Here is a 24,704-nt window from a genome sequence, read left to right on the forward strand (position 1 = left end):
ACCAGAGCCAGACCCGCTACAATCGCTGCCCGTAGTTTTGAACGTGTCAAATTGATCATGGGTCTGGGCTGGTTCGGATTGTCGACCTTGTGGCTGTTGCCGCTCGTATGGCAAACAGTGGGGCGTGTGCTGGCTGGCGAGCGGCGGCTGCTTGGTCGTGGCTCGCTGCGCGTGCTGCTTGGCACGGTACTCGTGCTGGGTGCCAGCGCCACGCTTGAATCGCTGACTGGCGGCGAAGGCGAGACCGCGGGCGGTGCCGTCGGGCACGCGCTGGCCGGCGTGGTGTCCGGAATGCTCGGCTGGACCGGCGCGCTGCTGATGATGCTGGCGGTGCTGGGCCTGACCGCGCCCATGGTGTTCGGCGAGACATGGCGCAGCCTGTTCCTGCTGCGCAAGCCGCGCGTGGAAAGTGACGAGGACCGGGGCGACACCCGGACGAAGCCGCGCGCCGATTCCCGATTCGAATCACGAGGCAGCACTCGTACAACAGATTCCCGTCACGACGCGCGCAGCGAACCGCGCGGCGATTTCCGTAGCGATAGCGCGGCGCCGCAGGCTTCACCGCGTGATTCCGTCGAGCGCTGGGAGACCACGTCGCTGCCGGCGCAGTCGGCCGGCGGCTGGCAGGCCACGCAGACGCGCCAGAAAGGTATCGAGGCGGTTTCCGCCCGCCGTCAGCCCGCGTGGCAACCGCCGCCCCGCACGCGTGAGTCGCCCCCGCAACCGGGCGAGATCTGGCTGCATCATGCCGAGGCGCCAGGCGCGGTGAAGCCGATGACGCCGGTGACGCCGGTGACGCCGAAGCCTGCTCCGTCTTCCGCTCAGAAGCCTTCCACAACGCCACCCACGCCTCGCGCGGCCAACCCTGTGCCGACGGCCGCCCGTCCCGCCGCTGCCGCACCGGTCCAGGCGAAGGCGGAAGCCACGGTTGCGCCGAAGCCGGCAGCACCGCGCGCGACGGTTGTCAGCAGCCCGTTCCGTAATCCGCAGCTCGGCCTGCGCTCGGCAATTACCACGCTGCCCGAGCCTGCGGTTGCGACCACGGTGGCCGCGTCGGCAGCTACCGTCGCCCCGGCTGCCACGGCGGAGGTTGTCGAACAGGCGATAGATATTGCGGCTGTTGCGGCTGTCGCGGACGACCTTGCCGTCGAACGTCAGGATGCGCCCGCTGCGTTGGAAACGTCCGCAGTGGACGGCGGATCCGAGGCGTCTGGCGAAATGCCGGAATCGTCCGTGACAATGGACGCGATTCGCGACGAGGCGCTGGCCCTGTTGGCCGAATTGCAGGCGCTGGCTGGCCGGCACGTGCAGCCATCGGTGGCAGTGGAGCCTTCGCCGGTGGCAGAGGCAGTGCCCGAAGCCGCGCCGATGGAAGCCGAGGCGCTGCCGGCACCGGTCGCGGAGCCGGCATTGGCTGACGTCCCGGACGTGCCAGCCGAGCACGGCGATGCCGACGACATGGCGATCCAGCTGGCCGTGGCGGCTTCAATGGCCGAGGCGGAGATCACCCAAGCGGAAGCCATCGATGAGGCGCCAGCCGAAGCCGAAGCCGAAGCCGAAGCCGAAGCCGAAGCCGAAGCCGCAACAGCAACCGCAACCGCAACCGCAACCGCAGAACAAGAGACCACCGAAGCGATCCTCGCCGAGGCCGTCCCGGCCAGCGACGAAGCAAGCACCCCCGCGGCCGATGCTGGCGATCCCGAGTCTGACGAATCCCGAATCGAATTGCAGGCGGCAGCGGAGGAAGCAGGGGAGGGCGAAAATCAGGCCGACGATAGCCAGGCCGACGACCCGTCCGCCGTGGTGGATGCCAACACCTTCGTCCAGCCAACGCCCAAGCCACGCATCGTCCTGCCGGCCGTAGTCGGGCGGACGGTGGCACTTGGCGCCCAGGCGCCGGCGACGGTTGCCCCGGTGATGGCCGCGCCTGTGCCGCCGTCACCCCTGGCAGCGCCCCCTGCGCCGCCAGCGCCGCGAATCGTCGACTACCGCCTGCCGGGCACCAGCCTGCTGGAAGCGGCAGACGAGAACGCCGAGCAGGTGTCCGAGGAGCGGCTAGAGCAGACCGGCGAGCTGATCGCCCAGCGCCTGGCCGAGTTCAAGGTGCCGGTGTCCGTGGTCGGGGCCAGCGCGGGTCCGGTCATCACACGATTCGAAGTCGACCCGGCGATGGGCGTGCGCGGCGCGCAGGTGGTGGGCCTGATGAAGGATCTGGCCCGCGCGCTGGGCGTGACATCGATTCGCGTGGTCGAGACGATTCCAGGCAAGACCTGCATGGGTCTGGAACTGCCGAACGCGAAGCGGCAGATGATCCGCCTGTCCGAAATCGTCAATGGCGGAGCCTTCCAGGCGCACGCGTCGAAGCTCGTGCTGGCCATGGGCAAGGACATCACCGGCAACCCGGTGGTGACCGATCTGGCGCGCGCGCCGCACCTGCTGGTGGCCGGCACGACCGGCTCGGGCAAGTCGGTGGCCGTCAACGCCATGATCCTGTCGATGCTGTACAAGGCCACGCCGGAAGACGTGCGTCTGATCATGATCGACCCGAAGATGCTCGAGTTGTCGGTCTACGAGGGCATTCCGCACCTGCTGGCACCCGTGGTCACGGACATGAAGCAGGCCGCGCACGCGCTCAACTGGTGCGTCGGTGAAATGGAAAAGCGCTACCGGCTGATGTCGGCGCTCGGCGTGCGCAACCTGGCGGGCTACAACCAGAAGATCCGCGTGGCGGAAGCCGCCGGGCAGAAGGTGCCGAACCCGTTCTCGCTGACGCCGGATGCGCCTGAGCCGCTGTCCACGCTGCCGCTGATCGTGGTGGTGATCGACGAGCTGGCCGATCTGATGATGGTGGCCGGCAAGAAGATTGAGGAATTGATCGCCCGGCTGGCGCAGAAGGCGCGCGCGGCCGGCATCCACCTGATCCTGGCCACGCAGCGGCCGTCGGTGGACGTAATCACGGGCCTGATCAAGGCCAATATCCCGACCCGCGTGGCGTTCCAGGTGTCTTCGAAGATCGACTCGCGCACGATCCTGGACCAGATGGGCGCCGAGAGTCTGCTGGGGCAGGGCGACATGCTGTTCCTGCCGCCGGGCACAGGCTATCCTCAGCGCGTGCACGGCGCATTCGTGGCCGACGAGGAAGTGCATCGCGTGGTCGAACACTGGAAGCAGTTCGGCGAGCCTGACTACGACGAGGCCATCCTGGCAGGCGACGCGCCCGAAGGCGCAGCGGATCTGTTCGGCGACAGCGGCAGCGACGGCGAGTCCGACCCGCTCTACGATGAGGCTGCCCAGTTCGTGCTGACATCGCGGCGCGCGTCGATTTCCGCCGTGCAGCGGCAATTGCGCATCGGCTACAACCGTGCCGCGCGCCTTATCGAGCAGATGGAAGCGGCGGGGCTGGTATCCCCGATGGGCCGCAACGGCACGCGCGAAGTGCTGGCGCCGGGGCCGTCCGACTAAGGAACTGACGATGACGGCGACCACCGGCAATCTGCTGCGAGACGTACCAGTTCACGCATCGGCGGAGATCTTTGCCGATCTGATGGAATGGCAGGCGGCGGGACGGGTGCGCATCGAGCGCATCGTCTCGAACGGCCAGGCCAGCGCGCCCGACTTCTGGTACGACAGCACCGACGACGAGTGGGTGCTCGTAATCAGCGGCAGCGCCGCCGTGGAAGTCGACGACGGCACGACGCACACGTTGGGCGCCGGCGACTGGCTTCATTTGCCGGCCCACTGCCGCCACCGCGTGGCGAGGACCGACGTGGCACAGCCGACCATCTGGCTGGCGATCCACGTCTCCCCGGCGGCCACCTGATCCGCCTGACACACCTGATCTGCCGCGGCGCTTGCCGGATGCCCTTATGATGGGGGGACATCACCGAGCGGAGGCTTCGGCTTGTTTCATTCATTTACGCGGTTCGCCCTCCGGCAATGCCGCTTCCTTGGCGCGCTGTTAGTGCTGCTGGTCATGGCCTGTGGTCCGGCTGCCGGCGCCGACACGCTGCGCATCGGTTCCAAACGCTTTACCGAGTCCTACATTCTGGGTGAGATCCTGAGGCAGGTTGCCGAGCCGCACGGCGCGGTGCGCTATCTGCCGGGGCTGGGCAACACCGCCATCGTGTTCCAGGCGCTCCAGGCCGGCAGCATCGACCTATACCCGGACTACACCGGCACGCTCGCCAGCGAGATTCTGAGACTGCCGGGTACCGCCACGCTGGAGCAGATCAACGCCGCGCTGGCGCCGATGGGATTGGGCGCGGCCATCGCGCTCGGCTTCGACAATACCTATGCGATCGCGGTCTCCGATGCCCAGCCAGTCAGCCTGCGCGCGCTTGGCGACCTTGCGGGGCAACCGGACCTGCGGATCGCCCTGTCGCACGAGTTTCTTGGCCGTGCCGATGGCTGGCCCGCGCTCAAGCGCGCGTATGGATTGCCTCAGCGACCAGCGGGGATCGATCATGGCCTCGCCTACGAGGCATTGGCGCACGGACAGATCGACGCGACCGATATCTATTCGACTGATGCCAAGATCAGCAAGTACCACCTGCGCGTGCTTGAGGACAACCAGCGCGTGTTCCCGCGCTACGAGGCAGTGATCGTCTACCGGCTCGACGTGCCGATGCGTCATGCGGCGGCGTGGCAGGCACTGCGGCGTCTGGCTGGCACCATCGGAACGCAGGACATGATCGCCATGAATGCGGCAGCGGAAGTCGATGGGAAGACGTTCTCTGCTGTGGCCCGGAATTTCCTGTCCGGGCACCCGGGGGTATCGGCGAACGGTGTGGCGAGATCGGATCAGCGCGACAACCTGGCGGCGATGCTGACGAACGCGGAGACCGGGCGCCTGACTGCCCGACATCTGGCGCTGGTCGGCGGCTCGGTGGGGGCCGCCACGCTGGTCGGCGTGCCGCTGGGTGTGGTGGCCGCGCGCCGGCGCCGGTTCGGTCAGGTGTTGCTGGCCTTGGTCGGCATGTTGCAGACCATCCCGTCATTGGCGCTGCTGGCGATGCTGATACCGGCGCTGGGCCGTATCGGCATCTGGCCGGCACTGGTCGCGCTGTTCCTCTATGCCTTGCTGCCGATCGTGCGCAATGCGTGCACTGGGCTGCAGGAAGTGCCGGCGGGGATGCGCGATGCTGCCCTGGCACTGGGGATGCGGCCGTTGCAAGTGCTCTGGTACGTGGAGTTGCCGCTGTCCCTGCCGGTGCTGCTGGCCGGTATCAAGACCGCAGCCATCATCAGCGTAGGCACGGCGACCATCGCTGCGTTTGTCGGCGCGGGCGGGTACGGCGAGCGGATCGTGACCGGACTGGCGCTGAACGACGCCACCCAGCTTCTCGGCGGCGCGATCCCGGCCGCGCTGCTGGCATTGGTGGTGCAGGGTGGCTTTGGTCTGGCCGAATACTTGCGGGATCGAAAGCGTGCACGCATGGCGAAATTTGGGTAACAATGCGGTGTCCCCGAGGTGCATCACAACAAGAACGGTACCGCGATGCGTGGATTCGCAATCGGATGGCTGGCATGGATGACGTGGCTGTCGGTGAGCACCGCATGGGCGGCGCCGCCCACTGCTTCCCAGGCGCAGGTAGAGCGCGGCCGCTACCTGGCGCGCGTCGCCAATTGCGTTGCCTGTCACACCGCCGAGGGCGGGGCGCCGATGGCCGGCGGGTTGCCACTTCAGACGGGCGCCGGCACCGTCTACTCCACCAATATCACGCCTGAGGCCAGTACCGGCTTGGGCCGCTATTCGCTCGACGACTTCGACCGTGCCGTGCGGCGCGGCGTGGCCCGTGACGGCCGGCGCCTGTATCCCGCCATGCCGTATCCGTCGTACGCGCGTATGACGCGGGACGACGTGGCCGCCGTGTATGCGTGGCTGCGCGCCGAGGTCAAGCCGGTAGCGCAGACCAATCGTGATGCGCAGATGCGCTGGCCATACAGCATGCGGTGGCTCATGGTGCCGTGGAACCTGCTTCATCTGGAGGAAGGGCCGATACCGGCGAGCGCGGACCGGGGCGCGGCATGGAATCGCGGCGCTTATCTCGTCCAGGCCGTGGCGCACTGCGGCGCCTGTCATACCCCGCGTGGCACGCTGTTCGGCGAGAAAGGGACCGATACACGCAGCCGCGACTTTCTGTCCGGCGCAACGGTCGAGGGGTGGTCGGCCACGAACCTGACCGGCGACATGCTGACCGGGCTCGGCGCCTGGTCGCTGGCGGAGATCGTCGAGTACCTGCACACGGGGCGCAACGCCCATGCCACGTCGTTCGGGCCGATGTCGACGGTCATTGCCTCGTCAACCCAGTACATGACCCCCGGCGATCTTGACGCCGTGGCGACCTATCTCAAGTCGATCCCGGGCGCGCGCCGGGAGGCTGAGCCGTTCCGTTATGACGCGACCGTCGCCACGCAACTCGAACAGGGCCGGTTCGATACCGCCGGCGCGCGCCAGTACGCGACCTACTGCATGCCGTGCCACAACGCCAGCGGCAAGGGCTATGAGCGGGTATTTCCGCCACTGGCCGGCAACCCGACGGTGGTGGACCCGAATCCCGCATCGCTGGTGAACCTGCTGCTTAACGGCGCCGTCACGGCACGGGTCAACACCGCGCCCACGGACTACCACATGCCCGGCTATGGCTGGACCATGGAAGACCAGGAACTGGCACATTTGCTGACCTTCATCCGCAGCAGCTGGGGGAATCGCGCCGCGCCCGTGACGGCGCAAGCCGTGGCGGAACGCCGCAAGGCAACAGGAAAGCAGGCGACGAACGCACGATGACCATTACTCGCAGAGACTTCCTGAATGGTACGGCGCTGACGATTGCCGCCGGGCTCGCGCCGGCCAGCCTGTTGCGTGCTGCGGAGGCGCAAGGCCCTGGCTATCCTCCCGCGCTGACCGGCCTGCGCGGCAACCACCCCGGCACGTTTACGCTCGCGCATAGCCTGGCGCGGGAGGGTGCGAAGTATCCAGGCGTGCTGGCGCGCGAATCTTATGACTTGGTGGTGGTGGGTGGCGGCATCGGTGGGTTGGCTGCGGCATGGTTCTACCAGCAACGCTTCGGTGGCAACGCGCGCATCCTGATCCTCGACAACCACGATGACTTCGGCGGTCACGCCAAGCGGAACGAGTTCACGGTACGTGGCCGCACGCTGGTTACCTACGGCGGCAGCGCCGAGATGCCGCCGTCGGCCAGCGACAACGCGGCCGTGCGGGCATTGCTGGCGGGGCTCGACCTGGCGCCGACGATCCAGGCGCGCCCCGGGGACGACTATGCGCGGCGCGGCCTTGGGCGTGCTGTGTTCTTCGATGCCGAACATTTTGGGCGCGATCAGTGGCTGGCTGGCGATCCGTTCGCGGCGCTGGTCGACGCGCGCAATGCTGGCGTGCGTCCAGCACCGGAAGATCTGGGCGCCTTCCTGAACGCCGCGCCGTTGCCGCCAGCCGACCGGCAGGCGCTTCAGCGTCTGGCGCAAGGTGAGACCGACTATCTGCCAGGCATGGCTGGCGAGGCGCGCGCCCGTTACGCGCAATCCACGCGCTATGCGGTGTTTTTGCGCGAGAAGGCTGGACTAGGGCTACCGGGGCTGCGGTTCCTGCGTAGTCGCAGCCAGGACGCCTACGCGCTCGATGCCGACGGCATTACGGTGGCGCAGGCCATCTCGATCGGATTGCCGGCCGGTGCCGGCATGGCCGCCCCGGCGATCGACCCGAGGCTGGGCAAGTCACCGGCGTCGCGGCTCTGGTTCCCGGACGGCAATGCCACACTGGCGCGCGCGCTGGTAAGCAGGCTGGTGCCAGGCGTGGCGGCGCAGGGGGGGGATATCGTCGGCGCGCGTTTCGACTACGGCAAGCTCGACCGGGAAGGGAATCCGGTGCGTATCCGTTTGAACAGCACCGCCATCGCGATCGAACCGGACGTGCGGATCACGCGCGTGACCTACGGGTGGCAGGGCAACCTGCAACGCGTGGAAGCCGCGCACGTCGTCGTGGCCGGCTACGACATGATGGTGCCGTTCATCCTGCCTTCCTTGCCGGCGCCGGCCAAGGCCGCGCTGCGCGCGTGTGTGAAGGCGCCGCTCGTTTACACCAAGGTGGCGCTCGACAACTGGCGTGCGTTCGATGCGCTGAAAGCGTGGCGGATCCATGCGCCGACCATGGCCTACTCGGACCTCTGGCTCGAATCCGCGCCGGGCGGCAAGGATGACCCGGTGGTGCTCCACATGCTCTATGTGCCGACCGTGCCCGATAGCGGCATGTCGGCCCGCGAGCGGTTCCGCGCCGGTCGTGCCTTTCTGCTTGGCACGCCGTTCGAGGTGCTCGAGCGCGACATCCGCGCCCAGCTAGACCGTATGCTGGCGGCGGGTGGATTCAAGTCAGCCCGGGACATCCAGGGCATTACCGTCAATCGCTGGGCGCACGGATACAGCTACATGCCATCCAGGCTCGCGCCCGACGACGCAAACCTGCAAGTTGCGCTGGAGCAGGCTGGGCGGGGTGTGGGGAACATCCGCATCGCGGGGGCCGATACGGCCGGGAGCCCGTCGGTAACCGCGGCGATCGAGCAGTCAATGCGGGCGGTGGGGTCTCTCAATCCCAAGGCCTGAGTGAGTGTGGGGGGCGGGGCAGCGCGGCGGCCTGCGTCCGTCATGCGCTGACGCCAGGCGCAGCCGGCGCACGACCTGGCCGGTCGCGCGCGCAACTCGCCAGATGTGGTCAACCCATAACAAATTTCTGCAGCAGGCGCCGGAATTCGTCGAACTCTTCGGGCGTGAATGCCTTCAGTCGCTCATTCAGCACTTCCGGTGCGATCGACGGGATCTCTGCCGAAACCAGTCTGCCCTTGGAGGTCAGGGTCAGATTCACCACGCGACGGTCGTCGATGCTGCGGCTGCGTTCCAGCAGGCCTTTTTCCTCGAGCCGGTCGAGCATGCGCGTCATCAGGCCGCTGTCGATGCCGAGCAGCTTGCTGATCTCAAACGGCGTGCCCGCCATGCCGCGGGTCAGCGCCAGCAGGATACCCATCTGTTGCCCGTTGATATCCAAGGGACGCAATGCGGAATCCATTTCCAGAAGCAGGCTGTTGCGTGCCTTGTTCAGGTGGAAACCAATGCTTTGGGTGAGATGGAAGTTCTCGGGTGTGTAGTGTTTCACTATCGTGTCCTTTTTCGATGATCGAGAGACTTGTGATGCAGACACTTGCCGAAAAGAAGTCTGGCGAATTCGCGACAGAATGGGAATTTAGTTTTGTTGTGAGTCGATGTAGAAGAAATGAAATTGAGTGCGATTTCCCAAAACCGCCGTCTGGCGCGGATGTCCGGTCATTGGAAATGCCCCAATTGGGGTATTCGAAAAGGTGCGCGGGGAAGAAAATCTAAACTCTGCGGACGAGAAAGTTCATCACGCATAGCGCCGCGTCGGGCGCGTTGCTCCGGTACAGTCGCGGATAAATCAGAAAAAGGGATCGAAGTGTCACTCTATTCGACCCCGCCAAACTGAGTAAGGGGGCGGTGTCCCGCGGTGTCCCGCAGAGGACCGTCGTTGCCGGTTTCAATATGACATCTGGAAAATGACGCGCGCGATTCTGATATCTGCATTGGCGCTGCTGGCTGCCGCCGCCGGATCGCCGGTTTATGGACAGGCTCAGCCTGAAGATCCCGGCCAATCGCAATCGCAATCGCAGGCGGAATCCGCAAAACCGTCCGAATCCGCCAAGCCGGCGGACCAGATGCAGCCTCCGGCAAAGAAGAAACTGACGTTCTTCGATCCGGAAGACGGCAAGCTCGACATGAGCGACTTCCTGCTCAATCACAAGGGCGCGCTGCCGGTGCCGACGATCATCACCGAACCGGCGGTGGGTTACGGCTTCGGGCTCGGGCTGCTGTTTTTCTCCGAATCCATGGCGGATGCCGCCGCCGAGGCCCGGGCCAGCGGCAAGGGGCCGGCACCGCCGAATATCACGGTGCTGGGCGGTGCCTATACCGATAACGGCACGTGGGCGGCCGGCTTCGGGCATTTCCACACCTGGGATGGCGACCGCATCCGTTATCTGGGCGGTATCGGCAAGGTGGACGCCAATCTCGAGTACTTCGGTGTCTCGAACCAGCCGCGATCCTATGAGCTGAGCGGCTTCGCGCTGGTGCAGCAGGTGCTGATCCGGGTGGGCGACACGCACTGGTTTATCGGTCCGCGCTACGTATTTGCCGATACGTCCGCGACGTTCAAGTTCGGCAATTCGGCGCAGGAACTGGGCAGCTTCGAGCGCGACCAGCGTATCGGCAAGGGCGGTATCGTCATCGACTACGACTCGCGCGACAACATTTTCTATCCGAACAAGGGCAGCTACGCCGAGTTGGAAGCGCAGTTCGCGCGAGCTGGCTTCGGCAGCACACAGACATTCGACATGTACAACGCGCGTGGCTTCACGTGGATTCCGGTGGCTCGCACGCTGATCCTCGGCCTGCGCGGCGATACGCGTTTCTCCTCGGGTGATGTGCCGTTCTACGCGCAGCCCTATGTGGACCTGCGCGGTGTGCAGAAGGGACGCTATCAGGACCGCAATGCCGTGATGACCGAAGTCGAACTGCGCTGGGACGTCACGCCGCGCTGGTCGCTGCTGGCGTTCTCCGGCGCGGGCAAGGCGTACGGGCGGTGGAACGATTTCTCCGATGCGTCCACCGTGGTCAGCGTCGGTGGCGGTTTCCGCTACATGATCGCCCGCAAGCTGGGCCTGTCGATGGGTATCGACGTGGCGCACAGCCGCGACCAGAATGCGTTCTATATCCAGGTGGGCAGCGCGTGGCACTAGCCGGGCAAGCGCGACGCCACGGATGCTGAAACGGGCCCATACGGGCCCGCTTCCTTATGCCACGGCCGGGAAGTCCAGGGTTGTGTCGTTGACGCGATTGATCATGTTGGTGAACAGGATCGCGCTGATGGCCTGAATGGCCTCGACGATCTGCCCATCGCTGTAGCCAGCGGCGCGTACTGCCTCCAAGCTTGCAGCCGGTACCGTGCCGCGCGTGCTTACCAGTTCCACCGCGAAGTGGGTTAGCGCGTCAATCTTTGCATCCTCTGGGTAGCTGCCCCGACGGAGCTGGCGCATCTGATCGCCCGTATAGCCGGCCATCTTGCCCGTCAGCGTATGTGCGGCCAGACAGTAGTCACAACCGCTGTGCTCGCTCACGGAGAGATTGATGGCTTCCAGTTCACGCGCCGACAGGTTGCCCTTCTTGAGCGCCGCATTCGTCTGCAGCGCTTGCGCGAGCACCGCCGGCGCATTGCTGCCGATTGTGGCGTAGGCGTTCGGCACCTTGCCGATCGCCCCGCGGAGCGCGCCAAAAAGTTCGGCGGTCTGGCCGGTGGCGTCCTGGACGGCGATGGTATGCAGGCGGGTGGTCATGGTCTTTCTCCTTCGTGTCACGGGTATCGGGGTTCGGAGGCGCCGGTATGTAGCAACGCTTCCATGGACTCCATGGTAGGTGCGAGTGCGATTCTGATGGATTAGAATCGGCTCATCTTTTTGCTCGATCGTCTCACGTCGGGGCGTGCTCCATGGACAGCCTTAGCGAACTCGTGCGCCTGCTGGCCCCAGCCGGCACGGTGGACCTCCATTGCCGCGTGGCGGGCGCGTGGTCGGCCCACAATGAACAGGCGCCACCCGGTCATGTGCCGTATCACGTGATCCTGGATGGGCAGGCCAGCGTGCAGGTGGGCAAGGAGACGCTGCAGGTTGGCATGGGCGATGTGCTGCTGTTTCCGCACGGCGCCGCCCATACGCTGCATGGCATGCAGGGCGGCCGGCGCAGGGCGGCGGAGTCGCGACAGTTCAACGGGGTGGTGACGGAAGTGTCGGTACCGGGCGCGGCGGCGCCGCTCGACATCCTGTGCGGCACGTTCGTGCTTGGCAGCGCGTCCAAGGTTCTGCTGAGCGCGTTGCCGGAGATGCTGTGCGTCGGCACAAGAGGCAACGGCGATGGTGAGGGTGAGGGTGAGGGTGGGGGGGACGATCTGGCCTGGCTGCGCGGCCTGATCGGCATGATGCATGCGGAAGCGGAGCGCCCCGGCCCGGGTAGCGCTGCGATCATCGCCGATCTCTCGACCGCGCTGTTTACCGTGCTGCTGCGCACGCTGATCGCCCAAGGGGGTGTTTCGCAGGGCGTCATTGCCTTGATGGCGGACCCTCGGATGGCACGCGCCGTCGACGCCGTGGTACGCGCGCCCGAGAAGCCGTGGACGCTCGATAGCCTCGCTCAGGTTTGCAACGTGTCACGCGCCACGCTGGCGCGTCGCTTCTCGCAACTGGGCATGACGCCGCTGGAACTGGTGACGACGCTGCGCATGGAACGCGCCGCGCGGCTGCTGCGTCAGGATGGCCTGTCGGCGGCGGCCGTGGCCGAACAGTGTGGATATGCGTCACAGGCGGCGTTCGGCCGTGTTTTCACGCAGCAGTTCGGCATCGGGCCGGGCGCATACCGGCGGCAGCATCGCGCGCTGCGCCTTGGCGCCCGAGACCCCATTACTGAGTAGACTTCAACTGGATGGATTGACGAATGCCCTCCGCGACCAGACCCAATGACAACTGGGACGACTACCGGTACTTCCTGGCCGTTGCCCGGTCGGGCACGCTCTCCGCGGCTGCCGAGCAACTCGGCACAGAGCACACGACGGTGGCACGCCATATCCACGCACTTGAGCGAACGCTCAATACGCGCCTGTTTCACAAGAGCCATACGGGCTATGCGTTGACCGATGCGGGCGAGCGGCTGCTGGCCACCGCTGAGACGATCGAAGGCGCGCTACTTGCCTCGAAGGCCGCAGCGGCTGGCGAGCAGGAGATCGCCGGCATCGTGCGGATCGGCGCGCCCGATGGCTTCGGCAGCATGTTCCTGGCGCCGCGCATCCATGCGCTGACCGAACGGCACCCCAGGCTCGAGGTGGAAATCTTCGCCGCCGCCCGGATCTTCAGCCTGACCCGCCGCGAAGCCGATATCGCCATCGGCCTGTCGGGCGCGGAGCATCTGCGTGTGGCGTCGCGCCGACTGACCGACTACCGCATGTTCGTCTACGGGACGAAGTCGTACCTGAAGCGCGCTGCGCAGATTCGTACCAAGGCAGACCTCGCGCAGCATCCCTTCGTCGGCTACGTGGAGGAATTGCTGTTCTCGCCCGAGTTAAGCTTTTCCGGCGCGGTCGGCGTCGAGCTTCCGGCGCGTGTGCGCTGCACGAACCTGCTGACCCAGGTTCACGCCACGCTCTCCGGACATTGCCTCTGCATCATCCCGGCTTACGTGGCCGCGGATTTCCCCGCGCTGGTGCCGGTGCTGCCCGATGCCGTGGCCGTGACGCGCACCTTCCACATGCACGTTCACGAAGACCACTGGAAATCGGCGCATGTGCGTGCCGTGGCCAACTTTATCGCCGAGGAAGTCGAGGCGAATACCGGGCTGTTCCTCGACGGTACGGGCTGATCGGTCACTGTAGTGAAAGGGTGAGGTTGTGCATCTTTGCACAACCGATGCGGATTTGCGGCCTGTCGTTGTGCACGATCTCGGCGAATAATTGGCGCATGTCAGGTTTGCTGCCCACCGCCATGTCCGCCCCCGCCTCCACGCCCCCGTCTTCTGCCAGTTCCGCCACGTCCGCCATACCTGCCGGCTCGCGCCACCTGCGCACGCTCACGCAAGTTGGCGGGCTCCTCGCCGTCTGGTTTGCCGCCGATTCGCTCACCCGGGCGTTCGGGTGGTCGATGTCGCCAGGGGTGCTGGGGCTGCTGGCGGTGCTGGTCCTGTTGCTCTCCGGCCGCTTTCAGGTCGGCTGGGTCAAGGATGGGGCCAATTGGCTGCTTGGCGAGCTGGTGCTGTTTTTCATCCCGTGCGTGGTGGCCGTGATCAACTATTTGCCGCTGTTCCGGCGCGAGGGCGTCCAGTTGGTCATCGCCGTGACGGCAGGCACGGTGCTCGTTATGGCCGCCACGGCGCTGGCGGTCCATGCCGGCTGCCGGCTGGAGGCGCAGTTGGAGGCGCGGCTGGTGCGGGCGCGCTCGAACGGAGAACAGTGAGATGCCTGCGCTCTCCGGCTTGCATCTGGCCCCGTCCCTGGCGTCGTTTCTCTGCCTGGCATGGACCGTCGCGCTGTACTTCGCTGTCAAGCCGTTGTACCAGCGCCTGCCACGGATCTGGCTGTCGCCGGCCATCGTCGTGCCGGCGCTGACCATTGCGCTGCTGCTGATCACCGGCATTCCCTACGCCGAGTACGTCGCCGATACCCGGTGGATGGTCTGGCTGCTCGGACCGGCCACGATCGCGTTCGCCGTGCCGATCTATGAACACCGCGAGATCGTGCGCCGTCACTGGATCGCGCTGGCACTTGGCGTGATCGCCGGGATGCTGGTGGCGATGCTCAGCGCGCGGCTGCTGGCCGAGGCATTTCATTTCAGCAGCGAGGTGTCGAGCAGCCTGATGGCGCGTTCCGTGTCCACGCCGTTTGCTGTGGCCGTCGTCGCGCATACGGGCGGGTCCGCCGAACTGGTGTCGCTGTTCACCGTAATGACCGGACTTGCCGGCATGATCGTCGGGGACACGGTGCTCGGCCTGCTGCGACTGCGCTCGCCCGTGGCGCAGGGCGCATCGCTTGGCACGGCCGCGCATGGTTTCGGCACCGCGCGCGCCCGGCAACGTCACGCCGAAGAGGGTGTGGTCGCCAGCCTGACGATGGTGCTGGCCGGCGTGCTGATGGTCATCGCCGGGCCAACCTTGACGGGCTGGGTTACGGCGTTGGTGGGCTGAGGCTCGCTGGTTTCAGGTCGACGGCGATGGTCGACCCGTAGTTCATCTCAGGCAGGATCGAATACCCGCCCGGGGTTCAGAATCCCCTTCGGGTCGAGGGCTGCCTTGATTGTGCGCATCAGCGCCAGCTCCTCAGGTGTGCGCGAGTTGCCGAGGTAGGGCTTCTTGTGGATGCCGATGCCGTGCTCCGCCGACACGCTCCCGGCGAACTCGCGAACGATGGCATAGGCTACCGCGTCGATCTCGGCTTCTGGGAACGCCGCCGCGTCTACCCCGGGCAGGTGCACGCTGAAGTGCAGATTGCTGTCGCCGACGTGTCCGAAGTTCACGAGTTCGGCGCTCGGCCATCGTTCCAGGATGGCGCTACGCAGTGCGTCGGCGAACCGCCCGATGCTGCCAATCGGCAGGCTGACGTCGAAGGCCGCGTTGGGTGCCCACATTTGTGGAAACTCGGCCACCGCATCGCGCAACTTCCAAAAGCTCTCTGCTTCCTTACCACTCGCGGCCACCGCAGCATCGACAATCAGGCCGTCTTCCATCGCACCTTCCAGCATCCGTTCGAACGCGGCGGCATCGGCATCGGCGTCGCTGCCTTGCAGGTCGAGCAGCACATAGAACGGATGCCCTGCCGCAAGCGGTGCGCGTACGCCCGGAACGCGCGTGGTGACTAGCGCGTAGTAGTCGGCCCACATAGCTTCGAAGGCAGAGACACGGCCGGAAAGCGCGCGCTGCGCATGGCGCAGCAGACGCACCACATCGTCGAAACTGTTCAGCGCGCAGAGCGCCGTCTGCGTGGTAGACGGCAGTGGCGCGAGCCGCAGGACCGCGCGTGTGATCACGCCGAGCGTACCTTCGCTGCCGACGAAAATCTGGCGCAGGTCGTAGCCAGCGTTGTTCTTGAGCATCTTGTTCAGCGATGTCAGCACGGTGCCATCGGCCAGCACGACTTCAATCCCGAGTACCTGGTCGCGCATCATGCCGTACCGAATCACGCGATTGCCGCCCGCATTGGTGGCGATATTGCCGCCGACCTGACAGCTGCCGCGTGCGCCGAGATCCACCGCCAGCAACCATCCGGCCGTGCGCGCGGCTTCTTGTGCCGCCTGCAGCGTGGTACCCGCCCAGACCGTCATCGTGCCAGCCTGCTCGTCGATCTCCTCGACGCCACGCATCCGCTCGAGGGATAGCACGACCTCGCCTTGCCCGGGCGTCGCGGCAGACGCCAGGCCAGTCAGCCCTCCCTGGGGAACGACTGGCTGGCCATGCCTGTGGCATGCGGCAAGGATGGCCGCGACATCTGCCGTCGTACGCGGCCGCACGACGGCCAGCGGCGGGTTACCCAGCGGCGCGTACCAGTCCTTGCGGAAGCGTGTGTCGATGGCGTCGCCGGTTTGCAGGCCGGCAGGGTCAAGGATCGCGGCGAGTTCGGAAAGGAGGGCAGGTGTATTGGACATCGAGTAGCGGAATGGAATGGGTCAGCGTATGCCGCGCGACAAAACCTGATCGTAGGAATCCATCACGGCAACGTAAAGTGCCATTCGTCACCTTCGTGATGGCACCAGACATCAAGCGCCGCTCCACGCTTCTGCATTGATCCTCGCGGCAATCGGTTTTGGCGGCTCCTGGGTGCGTGCCAGATGTTCCAGCGCCGGCTCGATGACTTCGGCCAGTTTGCGAAAGGCCGGACCGATCTCGGCTTCGGGCACGCACGCGTAGCCGAGCAGCAGCCCTTGTTGCGTCGCTGCCCCCTCGCTGTAGTAGCGCGATAGCGGCCGGGCCGACAGCCCCTGCGTGCGTGCGGCCATGCTGATGCCGAGATCATCGGCGCCACGCGGCAGATGCATCACCATGTGCAGGCCGGCCTCATGCGTGGATGTGGGCCAGTCGGCGCCGAAGCGGTCGGCGATGGCTTCGCGTAACAGCGCCTGGCGCTGCGCGTACCGCTGGCGCATCCGGCGGATATGCGTGGCGTAGTGGCCTTCCTCGATGAAGTCCGCCAGCACCGCCTGCTGCACGAGCTGGCCTTCGCGATAGAGCTCGGAAAGCCCAGTGGCGAAGTGGGGCGCCAGCGGCTTGGGCAACACCATGAAGCCCATGCGTATGCCTGGGAAGAGCGTCTTCGAGAACGTGCCCATGTAGATCACGCGATCGTTGTCGTCGAGCCCCTGCAACGACGCCACCGGTCTGCCTTCGAAACGGAACTCGCTGTCGTAGTCGTCCTCGATGATCCATGCACCGCGCTGCCGCGCGTATTCGAGCAACATGCGCCGGCGCGAGAGGCTCATCATCATGCCGAGCGGATACTGGTGCGAAGGCGTGACGAAGATGAAGCGTGGCGGATTCTGTAGCGTCGCGGGGCTTGGCGCGATCCCTTCGTCGTCGACCGGTACCGGGATTGGCTCCACGCCCGCGCTTGCCAGCAGGCTGCGTGTGCCCCAGTAGCCGGGATCCTCCATCCATGCCTTGTCGCCGGGGTCGGCCAGCAGCCGGGTGGTCAGGTCCACGGCCTGGTGAATGCCGGTGGTCAGGATGATCTGGTCCGGCTCGCAGCGCACGGAACGCACTAGACGCAGGTGTTCGGCCAGCAGCTTCTTCAGCGGCAGGTAGCCGCCGTGATGCGCGTACGTCAGCAACTGCGGACTTGGATTGCGCCAGTGCTTGTTCAGCAGGCGCGCCCAGACCGCGTGCGGAAACAGCGAGACATCAGGCACGCCCGCGACGAACGCGCCCCATTGGCGATCCGACGCGCTGGCGTGGGACACCAGATGCTGCCCCCTTCGCGACAGCGCGAATCGGTTTGGGTGTTGCTGCACTGCGGGCACAGTGATGGTGCCATTCGTCGCACTCCCGTTGTGCAATGCACGATGGTCGGGAACGGTATGCGACACGAAGGTGCCACTTCCGGTGGATGCGGTCACATAGCCTTCGGCCAATAACTGCTCGTACGCATACAGGACGGTGTTGCGCGAGACACCGATTTCCTTGGCCAGCAGGCGCGACGCCGGCAGCTTGCTGCCCGCTGGCACAGCACCTGCAAGGATCTCCTGACGGATGATGGCGTAGAGCTGTCGGTTCATATGCTCGCCCGATTTGCCGGTGACTGCACCAGCGGGGCGCTCAAGTCGCTGAAGCAGCAGGTCGGAAAGAATGGTCTCTTTCAAAGTGGCTCCGGGAAAAAAACAGGATATGGACCTACCGATGGTACCAACCATCGGATAATTTTCCATCCGTGCTGATGCTGTTTTTTTTCGATGTCCCCATCGCGGAGCCCCCATGCCGAATGCAGCCACCGTTGCGTTTCCTGAATCGACAACGCTCACCACGCAGGCGATTGCCGATGCCGTGCGCGCACTCACGCCGTACATGGTGAAAACCCTGAGTGACTTCGTGGCAGCTGAGAGCCCGTCGGGTGCGGAGCAGCCCGCGGTGGACTTCATGGACGGTGCGCTGCGCGAGCTTGGACTGGAGTCGGAACGCATCGTCCTGAACACGGCGCAGCTGAAAGACATGCCGCTGTTCTCCACGCCGTGTTGTCCCGATGGTGGGCGCTACAACCTGCTGGCCACCCATCGTCCGCGCGAACGCGGTGGCCGCTCGGTACTGTTCAATGGTCACCTCGACGTGGTGCCAACCGGCCCCGATTCGATGTGGCGCGAGTCACCGTTCAAGTCGTATGTCGAGGATGGCTGGCTCTATGGCCGCGGCGCAGGTGACATGAAGGCGGGTATCGTCTGCGCGCTGGCCGCGTTCAAGGCACTGAAGGAACTGGGTGTGCAGCCTGCCGGCAACGTCGGATTCAACGGCGTGCTGGAAGAAGAGAGCACCGGCAACGGCGCGCTGGCCACGGTGGCTTCGCTGCGTAGCGCGGTGGGCGCGGGCAAGCTCGCTTCGTTCGACACGGTGCTGATCCCGGAGCCGCTGGGCGAAGCCCTGATGAGCGCGCAGATGGGTGTGTTCTGGATGTATGTGGAATTGACGGGCCGCCCCGCCCACGCCGCGTACATGACCACCGGCGTCAATCCCGTGGAGGCTGGCATCGCGGTGATGGAGGACCTGCGTTGCCTCGAAACCGAATGGAACCTGCCGGAGAACCGGCCCGCCGCCTATCGCGACCACGCGCATCCGATCAACTTCAACCTGGGCCAGATCCACGGTGGCGAATGGAACTCATCCGTGCCGTGTACCTGCACGCTTGGTATCCGCATCGGCTTCTATCCGCAGATGGATGTCAACGATGCCAAGGCCATCGTTGCCCAGCGCGTTCGTGATTCGCTGGCGCGTCTGGGTAGCACGCTTGACCTGAACATCCGCTACGAAGGCTTTCACGCGCCGGGCTGCGAATTCGATCTCGATAACGCGCCGATGCTGGCGCTGGCCGAGGCGCACCGCAAGGCCCACGGCAATGTGCTGAAGCGCCAGGCCACCACGGCTACCACCGACGCCCGGCACTTCCGCATCACGCTCGATACGCCCGTCACCTGCTACGGCCCCGAAGCTCGCAACATCCACGGCATCGACGAATCGGTGTCGATCGAAAGCATGGTGCGCGTGGCGACCACGTTCGCACAGTTCATGCACGACTGGTGCGGTGTAGAGCCAGCCGCCGACCAGACCTAGAAACCGGTTTTCCCTCGTTGCTGTACCGCCTGGGCAAATGCGCCACCACGTGGTGGGGCGTTGCCCGTTGCCCTCGCTTGTCCCAAGAAAAGGAAACGACCGATGAAACGCATCACTGCCAGCGTCCAGTCGCGCATCAGGGGGAGCCTGATGTCGATGGCCTTTGTTGCCGCCGCCAGCCTCATGGCTGGCACCGCGCTTGCCCAGACCACGGGCGGCACGCTGTCCGGCATCGTGCAACCCGAGCCGCCGATCCTGGTCAGCGCGCTGAACTCGCAGGCACCCACGCAGTACATCGCCGGCAAGATTTATCAAGGTCTGCTGACCTATTGTCCCGACCTGAAGCCGCGCCCCGAACTGGCGAAGTCGTGGCAGATCTCGCCTGATGGCCTGACCTACACGTTCGAACTGCAGCAGGGCGTGAAGTGGCACGACGGCAAACCTTTCACCTCTGCCGACGTGGTGTTCTCGATCGACAAGATGCTGCGCGAGGTACACGTGCGCACGCGCGCCGTGATCAACAAGTACATGGCGTCGATCCGCGCGGTCAACGACAGTACCGTCGAGATCAAGCTCAAGGAGCCGTTCCCGCCGTTTATCTCGATGTTCGAAACCGGCACCATGCCGATGATGCCGAAGCACATCTACGACGGCACCGACTACCGCAACAACCCGGCCAACCAGAAACCGGTGGGCACCGGCCCGTTCATGCTCAAGGAGTGGAAGAAGGGCGCCTATATCAAGCTGGCCAAGAACCCGAACTACTGGAAGAAGGGCAAGCCGTACCTGGACGAACTGGTGTTCTACGTGATCCCGGACTCGGCGTCGCGCGCGGTGGCGTTCGAGAAGGGTGACGTGCAAGTGCTGCGCGGTGGCGACGTTGACAACGTCGACGTCAAGCGCCTGCGCGCGCTGCCCAACGTCGAGTACACGACCAAGGGCTGGGAAATGTTCGCGCCGATGACGAGCCTGCTGCTCAACGAGCGCAAGCCGCCGTTCAACAACGTGAACGTGCGCCGCGCCGTGATGCACGCGCTGAACCGCAAGCTGATCGTCGACAACATCTTCTTCGGCATGGGCAAGCCGGCTGTCAGCCCGTTCTCGTCGAGCACACTGTTCTTCGACAAGAACATGCCCAACTTCGACTTCAGCATCAAGAAGGCGCGCGAGGAACTCAAGGCATCTGGCGTGGACGTCAGCAAGTATCCGGTGAAGATCCTCTCCACGTCCTACGGCGCCAACTGGGACCGTCTGGACGAGTACATCAAGCAGATGCTGGAGCAGATCGGCTTCAAGGTCAGCATCGAGTCTGCCGACGCCGGTACGTGGTCGTCGCGGGTCAGCAACTGGGACTACGACATGACCGTGACCTACACGTACCAGTACGGGGATCCGGCACTCGGCGTGGAACGTCTGTACGTGACGCGCAACATGGTCAAGGGCACGCCGTTCGCGAACGTTCAGGGCTACAGCAACCCGAAGGCTGACGATCTGTGGGCCAAGGGCGGCAACACCATGGACCCGGTGGAACGCCAGAAGCTCTACAGCGAACTGCAGCAGATCCTTGTGAGCGAGGTGGCCAATGCCAACCTGTTCGAGATCGAATTCCCGACGTTGTATCGCAAGAACATCAAGAACCTCGTGACCACGGCCATTGGCCTGAACGAGTCGTTCGACAACGTCTCGATCGAGAAGAACTGATCGCGCCGCCAGGCTCCCCGGTGACAGGTTGCCGGGGAGCAGCGGGGATGTGCACGCGGAGGTTATCGTGAATTTTCTGTCTTTCTTTCTATCCCGGCTGGTCAAGGCACTGGTGGTGGTGATCGGCGTGGTCGTCATCAACTTCTTCCTGATCCGCATGGCGCCCGGCGATCCGGCCACGGTGATGGCTGGCGAAGCTGGCGCCGGCGATGCCACCTATGTGACGCAGTTGCGTGAGCAGTTCGGGCTGGACCAGCCTGTGCTGACGCAACTGGGCATCTATCTCAAGGGGGTGGCGAAGCTCGACCTCGGCTACTCGTATCGCAACCACCTGCCGGTGCTGGACCTGATCCTCGATCGTCTGCCGGCCACCTTCTTGCTGATGAGCGGGGCATTCCTGTTCTCGATCGTGATGGGGGTGCTGTTGGGCGTAATTGCCGCGCGAACGCGCTACGAAAACCGCCGGCGCTGGATTGACAGCGCGGTGATGTCTGGGGCGTTGCTGCTGTACGCCACGCCGCTGTTCTGGCTCTCGCTGATGGCCATCATCCTGTTCTCCGTGGTGCTCGGCTGGTTGCCTGCTTTCGGCATGGAGAGCGTCGGGGCCGGATACACGGGACTGGCGCGCGTGCAGGATATCGCGCTCCATCTGGTGTTGCCGACGATTTCGCTGGGCTGCTTCTTCATGGCTGTCTACGTGCGGCTGACGCGGGCTTCGATGCTCGAGGTCATGGGCATGGACTTCGTCAAGACCGCGCGCGCCAAGGGTGTGCCGGCCCGCCGCGTGATTCGTGTGCATGTGCTGCGTAACGCGCTGCTGCCCGTGATCACGTTTGCTGGCATCCAGCTCGGTCAGATGGCCGGTGGCGCGGTGCTGACCGAAACCGTGTTTTCGTGGCCCGGTATTGGCCGGCTGATGTTCGATGCGCTGCTGCAACGCGACTATCAGTTGCTGCTCGGCATCTTCTTCGTGACATCGGCCCTGGTGGTGTTCTTCAACCTGGTGACCGATGTGGTCTACCGCTTCATCGACCCCCGTATCGCCATCGGCGGCAAGGAGGCCACGGCATGAAATCGTTCCTCAAGCGCTATTGCCGCAACTACGGCGCCATGATCGGCCTGATCGTGCTGCTGGCGGTGGTTGTGGTGTCCTTCGTCGCGCCGATGCTTTATGAAGAGTCGCCCTGGATGATGGTGGCGGAACCGCTGATGAAGCCGTTCGCGGACATGGCCTATCCGTTCGGCACGGACATGCTGGGCCGGGATATCACCGCCGGGCTGCTGTACGGCGCGCGCGTGTCGCTGCTGGTCGGGGTGATCTCCACGGCGGTGGCGCTGGTCGTCGGCGTGCTCGTGGGGTCCGTGGCGGGGTACTGCGGTGGCCGGATCGACGACGCGCTGATGCGGGTGACCGAGTTCTTCCAGACCATTCCCCAGTTGGCCATGGCAGTGGTGATCGTGGCCATCTTCAATCCGTCGATCTACTCGATCGTTGGCGCGATTTCGGTCGTGTCGTGGCCGCCAGTAGCGCGTCTGGTGCGTGGCGAGTTCCTTTCGCTGAAGCAGCGTGAGTTCGTGCAGGCCGCGATTGTGATCGGCCAGCGTCCGCTGCGCATCATCCTGACGCAGATCCTGCCCAATGCGATGTCGCCGATTATCGTTTCGGCGTCGTTCATGGTGGCCACCGCCATCCTGACCGAGTCGGCGCTGTCGTTCCTGGGGCTTGGTGACCGCAACATGATGAGCTGGGGCTTCATGATCGGCGCCGCGCGCACCATGATCCGCGAAGCCTGGTGGATGAGCGTCTGGCCCGGCGTGGCAATCCTGCTGACGGTGCTGGCGATCAATCTGATCGGGGAGGGGCTCAACGATGCCCTGAACCCGCAACTGCGCCGCCGCGGCGAGTAAGGAGCGCTACGATGACGCAGACCAATTCCTCCCGACAACCGCTGTTGTCGATCCGCGATCTTTCCATCGCGCTACCGGCCGGCGGCGACCGCGCGCACGCGGTCAAGGACATCTCGTATGACCTGCACGCTGGTGAAATCCTCTGCATCGTAGGGGAATCAGGCTCGGGAAAATCGATGAGCGCCAACGCGATCATGGGCCTGCTGCCGAGCTACCTGAAGCCTGAGCGCGGCGAGATTCTGTTCCAGGGCCGCGACCTGCTAAAACTGGACGAAACCACGCTGCTCGGCATGCGTGGCAAGGACATGGCGATGGTGTTCCAGGAGCCGTTGTCCGCACTGAATCCAGTGATGACCGTTGGTGACCAGATCGCCGAAGTCATGCGTGTGCACCGCGCCTATCCGGGCGAAGCCTGCCAGCGGCGCGTGCTGGAACTGCTCGAGTTCGTCGGGTTGCCCGATCCGGCCACGCTGGTGCACAGCTATCCGTTCCGGCTGTCCGGCGGGCAGCGTCAGCGCGTGGTGATTGCAATGGCGCTGGCACTGGAGCCGACGTTGCTGATCGCGGACGAGCCCACCACGGCGCTGGACGTGACCACGCAGGCGCAGATTCTGGCCCTGATCCGGCGCATCCAGGCCGAGAAAGGCATGGGCGTGATGTTCGTAACCCACGACTTCGGGGTCGTGGCCGAGATCGCCGACCGCGTGGCTGTGATGGAGAAGGGCGTGCTGGTCGAGATCGGCACTGCGCAGCAGGTGCTCAATCACCCGCAGCATCCCTATACCCGGCGGCTGATCAGCGCCGTGCCACATGGCCGCGCGCGCGACGGCGGCCATGCGGACGACCGCACCGTGCTCGACGTGCGAAACCTGCGCAAGACCTACGTTTCCGGTGGCGGGCTGTTCTCGAAGAAGCGCGTGACGCACGCCGTGGATGACGTGTCGTTCAGCGTCAAACGCGGTGAGACGCTCGGTATCGTGGGCGAATCGGGCTCGGGCAAGTCGACCATCGGCAAATGCCTGCTGCGCCTGACCGGCGTCGACGGTGGCCAGATGCTGTTCGACGGCCAGGACATTGCGCGCCTCTCAGAGCGTCAGTTCCGCCCGATGCGGCGCGACGTGCAGATGATCTTTCAGGACCCGTTTGCGTCGCTCAATCCGCGCCATACGGTTGGCCGCATCATCACCGATGGCCCTGTCGCCACAGGCGTGCCACTGGCCGATGCCCAGGCGCGGGCGCGCGAACTGCTGCAACTGGTTGGACTGGAAGCCTCCGCGTTCGACCGCTATCCAAACCAGTTCTCGGGCGGCCAGCGTCAGCGCATCGGTATCGCCCGGGCCCTGGCGCTGGAGCCGAAGCTGCTGGTGGCCGACGAATCGGTATCGGCGCTCGATGTCTCCGTACAGGCGCAGGTGCTGCAACTGCTGGCAGACCTGCAGAAGCGGCTCGATATCGCGCTGATCTTCATCACGCACGACCTGCGCGTGGCTGCGCAGATCTGCCATCAGGTCATTGTCATGCACCGGGGCCGGGTCGTCGAAGCTGGCCCGCCCTCGCAGATTTTTGATGATCCGCAGCATGACTACACCCGTCGCCTGATCGACGCCATTCCGGGCAAGACCTGGGACCCGACGCTGATTCGCGTCGCGGCCTGAGGTCTGCCGCACACAGAACCACGAATTCAC

The 24,704-nt window shown here is 65.2% G+C and carries 19 protein-coding genes; 15 read left to right on the forward strand and 4 right to left on the reverse strand.

Annotation, left to right across the window (positions count from 1 at the left end):
• Positions 1-57 precede the first annotated feature (57 nt).
• From RN01_RS23520 to RN01_RS23540, 5 genes are all read left to right on the forward strand, one after another.
• Positions 58-3,462, forward strand: coding sequence for a DNA translocase FtsK (locus RN01_RS23520; RefSeq protein ID WP_039016776.1), 3,405 nt, complete (start codon positions 58-60; stop codon positions 3,460-3,462).
• A gap of 10 nt (positions 3,463-3,472) precedes the next feature.
• Entirely contained in the window at positions 3,473-3,820 is a 348-nt protein-coding gene (locus tag RN01_RS23525) for a cupin domain-containing protein (protein ID WP_017515441.1), read from the forward strand.
• 81 nt (positions 3,821-3,901) lie between these two features.
• A complete protein-coding gene (locus tag RN01_RS23530; RefSeq protein ID WP_029700166.1) occupies positions 3,902-5,452 on the forward strand; it encodes a glycine betaine ABC transporter substrate-binding protein in 1,551 nt (516 codons plus the stop codon).
• Between the two features lie 18 nt (positions 5,453-5,470).
• Entirely contained in the window at positions 5,471-6,787 is a 1,317-nt protein-coding gene (locus RN01_RS23535; protein WP_017513630.1) for a cytochrome c, read from the forward strand.
• The gene (locus RN01_RS23540) at positions 6,784-8,613 is read left to right on the forward strand and encodes an NAD(P)-binding protein (RefSeq protein ID WP_017513629.1); all 1,830 of its coding nucleotides are present in this window, start codon (positions 6,784-6,786) and stop codon (positions 8,611-8,613) included. Before RN01_RS23535 ends, RN01_RS23540 begins: the two co-directional genes overlap by 4 nt.
• 109 nt (positions 8,614-8,722) lie before the next feature.
• On the opposite strand, the gene RN01_RS23545 is transcribed toward RN01_RS23540, so the two are convergent.
• Positions 8,723-9,160 carry a MarR family winged helix-turn-helix transcriptional regulator gene (locus RN01_RS23545; protein ID WP_008649643.1) on the reverse strand — a complete coding sequence of 146 codons (438 nt, stop codon included), beginning with the start codon at positions 9,158-9,160 and terminating at the stop codon, positions 8,723-8,725.
• Positions 9,161-9,575: 415 nt separating this feature from the next.
• Between RN01_RS23545 and RN01_RS23550 the strand changes: the two genes are divergently transcribed.
• Positions 9,576-10,814, forward strand: coding sequence for a BamA/TamA family outer membrane protein (locus RN01_RS23550; RefSeq protein ID WP_017513628.1), 1,239 nt, complete (start codon positions 9,576-9,578; stop codon positions 10,812-10,814).
• A gap of 54 nt (positions 10,815-10,868) precedes the next feature.
• Here the strand turns inward: RN01_RS23550 and RN01_RS23555 are convergent, their stop codons facing one another.
• Positions 10,869-11,408, reverse strand: a complete 540-nt coding sequence (locus tag RN01_RS23555) for a carboxymuconolactone decarboxylase family protein (protein ID WP_017513627.1) — start codon at positions 11,406-11,408, stop codon at positions 10,869-10,871.
• Between the two features lie 152 nt (positions 11,409-11,560).
• Between RN01_RS23555 and RN01_RS23560 the strand changes: the two genes are divergently transcribed.
• The 4 genes from RN01_RS23560 (at position 11,561) to RN01_RS23575 (ending at position 14,793) form a co-directional block, all read left to right on the forward strand.
• A complete protein-coding gene (locus RN01_RS23560) occupies positions 11,561-12,535 on the forward strand; it encodes an AraC family transcriptional regulator (RefSeq protein ID WP_024569761.1) in 975 nt (324 codons plus the stop codon).
• A gap of 23 nt (positions 12,536-12,558) precedes the next feature.
• On the forward strand, positions 12,559-13,476 hold the full coding sequence (locus tag RN01_RS23565; RefSeq protein WP_008649637.1) for a LysR family transcriptional regulator: 918 nt from the start codon (positions 12,559-12,561) through the stop codon (positions 13,474-13,476).
• Positions 13,477-13,574: 98 nt separating this feature from the next.
• The gene (locus RN01_RS23570; protein WP_223277316.1) at positions 13,575-14,066 is read left to right on the forward strand and encodes a CidA/LrgA family protein; all 492 of its coding nucleotides are present in this window, start codon (positions 13,575-13,577) and stop codon (positions 14,064-14,066) included.
• Between the two features lies 1 nt (position 14,067).
• A complete protein-coding gene (locus RN01_RS23575) occupies positions 14,068-14,793 on the forward strand; it encodes an LrgB family protein (RefSeq protein ID WP_017514371.1) in 726 nt (241 codons plus the stop codon).
• Positions 14,794-14,840: 47 nt separating this feature from the next.
• Here RN01_RS23575 and RN01_RS23580 read toward each other — a convergent pair whose 3' ends face one another.
• Both RN01_RS23580 and RN01_RS23585 read right to left on the reverse strand, forming a co-directional pair.
• Positions 14,841-16,247, reverse strand: coding sequence for an FAD-binding oxidoreductase (locus RN01_RS23580; RefSeq protein WP_017514372.1), 1,407 nt, complete (start codon positions 16,245-16,247; stop codon positions 14,841-14,843).
• Between the two features lie 111 nt (positions 16,248-16,358).
• Positions 16,359-17,954 (reverse strand): PLP-dependent aminotransferase family protein, encoded by a 1,596-nt coding sequence (locus tag RN01_RS23585; RefSeq protein ID WP_008649629.1) that lies wholly within the window; start codon positions 17,952-17,954, stop codon positions 16,359-16,361.
• A gap of 112 nt (positions 17,955-18,066) precedes the next feature.
• On the opposite strand from RN01_RS23585, the gene RN01_RS23590 reads away from it, so the two are divergent.
• From RN01_RS23590 to RN01_RS23610, 5 genes are all read left to right on the forward strand, one after another.
• Positions 18,067-19,410, forward strand: a complete 1,344-nt coding sequence (locus tag RN01_RS23590; RefSeq protein ID WP_024569758.1) for an ArgE/DapE family deacylase — start codon at positions 18,067-18,069, stop codon at positions 19,408-19,410.
• Positions 19,411-19,512: 102 nt separating this feature from the next.
• Positions 19,513-21,111: an ABC transporter substrate-binding protein gene (locus tag RN01_RS23595; protein WP_017513024.1), complete on the forward strand. Its 1,599-nt coding sequence runs from the start codon at positions 19,513-19,515 to the stop codon at positions 21,109-21,111.
• A 67-nt stretch (positions 21,112-21,178) separates the two neighbouring features.
• A complete protein-coding gene (locus tag RN01_RS23600) occupies positions 21,179-22,183 on the forward strand; it encodes an ABC transporter permease (RefSeq protein ID WP_024569757.1) in 1,005 nt (334 codons plus the stop codon).
• Positions 22,180-23,019, forward strand: coding sequence for an ABC transporter permease (locus tag RN01_RS23605; RefSeq protein WP_011516345.1), 840 nt, complete (start codon positions 22,180-22,182; stop codon positions 23,017-23,019). The genes RN01_RS23600 and RN01_RS23605 overlap by 4 nt, the downstream gene beginning before the upstream one ends.
• An 11-nt stretch (positions 23,020-23,030) precedes the next feature.
• Positions 23,031-24,674 (forward strand): ABC transporter ATP-binding protein, encoded by a 1,644-nt coding sequence (locus RN01_RS23610; protein ID WP_017513025.1) that lies wholly within the window; start codon positions 23,031-23,033, stop codon positions 24,672-24,674.
• Positions 24,675-24,704: the final 30 nt, after the last annotated feature.

It is taken from the genome of Cupriavidus sp. SHE (assembly GCF_000812445.1).
Taxonomy (GTDB): domain Bacteria; phylum Pseudomonadota; class Gammaproteobacteria; order Burkholderiales; family Burkholderiaceae; genus Cupriavidus; species Cupriavidus metallidurans.